Source organism: Streptomyces sp. SID5785 (genome assembly GCF_009870065.1).
In the GTDB taxonomy this organism is placed as follows: Bacteria; Actinomycetota; Actinomycetes; order Streptomycetales; family Streptomycetaceae; genus Streptomyces.
Map to the genome: position 1 here is coordinate 1 of NZ_WWIA01001144.1, position 2,279 is coordinate 2,279.

At 73.0% G+C, this 2,279-nt stretch carries 4 protein-coding genes; 1 reads left to right on the forward strand and 3 read right to left on the reverse strand.

Going from position 1 to position 2,279, the window contains the following annotated elements; genetic code table 11:
* The coding region (locus GTW43_RS37140; RefSeq protein ID WP_202502411.1) for a DUF6397 family protein at positions 1-810 on the reverse strand (810 nt) is incomplete at its 3' end.
* Between the two features lie 143 nt (positions 811-953).
* On the reverse strand, positions 954-1,367 hold the full coding sequence (locus GTW43_RS37145) for a roadblock/LC7 domain-containing protein (RefSeq protein WP_161306368.1): 414 nt from the start codon (positions 1,365-1,367) through the stop codon (positions 954-956).
* 114 nt (positions 1,368-1,481) lie between these two features.
* Between GTW43_RS37145 and GTW43_RS37150 the strand changes: the two genes are divergently transcribed.
* Positions 1,482-1,910, forward strand: coding sequence for a PPOX class F420-dependent oxidoreductase (locus GTW43_RS37150; RefSeq protein ID WP_161306369.1), 429 nt, complete (start codon positions 1,482-1,484; stop codon positions 1,908-1,910).
* Between the two features lie 39 nt (positions 1,911-1,949).
* Here the strand turns inward: GTW43_RS37150 and GTW43_RS37155 are convergent.
* The coding region (locus tag GTW43_RS37155; RefSeq protein WP_202502412.1) for an ATP/GTP-binding protein at positions 1,950-2,279 on the reverse strand (330 nt) is incomplete at its 5' end.

Here is a 2,279-nt window from a genome sequence, read left to right on the forward strand (position 1 = left end):
CCCGGGCGCCCGCTGTGCCGGCGCGCTCACGGCGGGCGTCGGCACCTCCGGGCTCGCGGTGGCCGGGACGGGTGCGGGGCGCAGGCGCCGCGCCTGGGCCAGGCTCAGCAGCAGGTTGGCCCGCAGCCAGCTGATCTCGTCGGGGTGGTCGGCGGTCAGGATGCCCTCGACGATGTGGGCCGTCGGGGAATCGGGCGAGCCGCGCCAGGTCTCCTCGGGGCGCAGCCGGTGCAGGTGGCGGCGCTCGTGCGGGCTCTCCACCAGTTCGGCGACCCGGTCCGAGCCGAGGAGCGTGGCGACGGCGGCCGCCCGCTCCCAGGGATCGGTGCTGCGGCCCAGCAGGTAGCTCGCGTGGCGGGCTCGCCAAGTGCGCGGGCGCAGGTCGTCACCGGCGGCCAGCCGGGCCCGGACCCGGTCGGGCGCGCGGCCGGTCAGGAGCGGCGCGTTGAGCGCGGAGTGCGCGAACTCCTCCAGTTCCTGGGCCAGATAGAGCCACACCACGGCCCGGTACCGGTTCAGATAGAACGTGACGGGTGTGAGCATGCCGGCGCGGGCGAGCCGTGTGAACCGGGTCCGGGGGATGCCCATCAGCTCCGCGCCGCGTGCCGTGCCCACGGCCCTGACCTGCTCCCGCAGGGTGTCCGGGAAGCCTTCGGTGTCGCGGATCCGCTCGATCTCCGCGCGCAGCACCCGGCGACGCCCGCCGTCCGCGGCCGCCACGGTGCGGATCCGTCCGAGCCGGACCGCCAGGTCGAACTCGCGTCGCTTCAGCCCCAGTTCACGCGCCGCGCTGCTCTGCTGCCTGGTCATGATGTCGCCTTGCACGATGGTCTCCCCCGTCGCCCGCTCTCATGCGATCACTCTGCGTGACCGCTCGGGAGAAACCGTAGCCCGATCCGGGAATCCGTGTCGGAGCCTGTGGATAACTCCGGCCGATCGCCGGAACTGCCTGGTCAGGCGTCTGCGGAGAAGGGGCTCTCCGGCTTGCGGGCGTCGACGCCGAGGTGTTCGCCGACGCGGTTGACGAGCAGCGTCATCTCGTACGCGACCTGTCCGATGTCGGCCTCGGCGGCGCTGAGGACGCACAGGCAGCTGCCGTCGCCCGCCGCGGTCACGAAGAGCACGGCGTCGTCGAACTCGATCATCGTCTGGCGCACGGCGCCCGCCCCGAAGTGCCGCCCGGAGCCCTTGGCGAGGCTGTGCAGTCCGGAGGAGACCGCGGCGAGGTGCTCGGCGTCCTCGCGGCGCAGTCCCGCGCTCGCGCCGGTCACGAGGCCGTCGTTGGACAGAACCAGCGCGTGCCGCACGTGCTCGACCCGCTCCGTCAGGTCGTCCAGCAGCCAGCCGAGTCCCTCGCTCTGCCCCATGTTCCCGTCTCCCCGCTTCCGTGTGGCCGGCCCGGGCGGCTGCGCTCCCCTGCCCGGAGGATCTGTTGCGCAAGCCTTCCCCACGGCCGCGGTCCGGGCAAGGAGGATGACCTCATGGCACACAAGATGACCGATGAGGAATGGCGTTCCTTCGTCTCGGCGGGCACCCGCACGGCGAAGCTCTCCACCGTGCGGGCCGACGGCAGCCCGCACATCGCGCCCGTCTGGTTCGTCCTGGACGGGGACGACATCCTGTTCAACACCGGGAAGGACACGGTGAAAGGCCGCAATCTCGCCCGGGACGGGCGGCTGGCGCTGTGCGTCGACGACGAGCGGCCGCCGTTCTCCTTCGTGACGGTGCAGGGCCGCGCGGAGCTGAGCGAGGACCCTGCGGCCCTGCTGGATTCGGCCACGCGGATCGGCGCGCGCTACATGGGCGCCGACCGTGCGGAGGAGTTCGGCCGGCGCAACGGCGTACCGGGGGAACTCGTCGTGCGCGTACGGATCGAGAAGGTCGTGGCGCACGGCGCCGTGGCCGACTGAGCCGCGCGGGCGTGCGGGCCGTGCGGCGGAGCCGCACGGTCAGCCCACCGAGTCCAGGAGCCGGGCGGTGTACATCCGCCCGGCGTACTCGACGAGCCGGATCAGCACCTCCTTGCCGGAGTCCTTCTCGCGCGCGTCGCAGAGCACCACCGGGGTGCCGCTGTCGAGGTCGAGAGCGCGCGCGACGTCCTGTTCTCCGTGCGCCCGCGCGCCGGCGAAGCAGTTGACGGCCACGACGAACGGGATGCGCCGGTGCTCGAAGTAGTCCACGGCCGGGAAGCAGTCCTCCAGGCGCCGGGTGTCCGCGAGGACGACGGCGCCCAGGGCGCCCTGGGACAGCTCGTCCCACAGGAACCAGAAGCGGTCCTG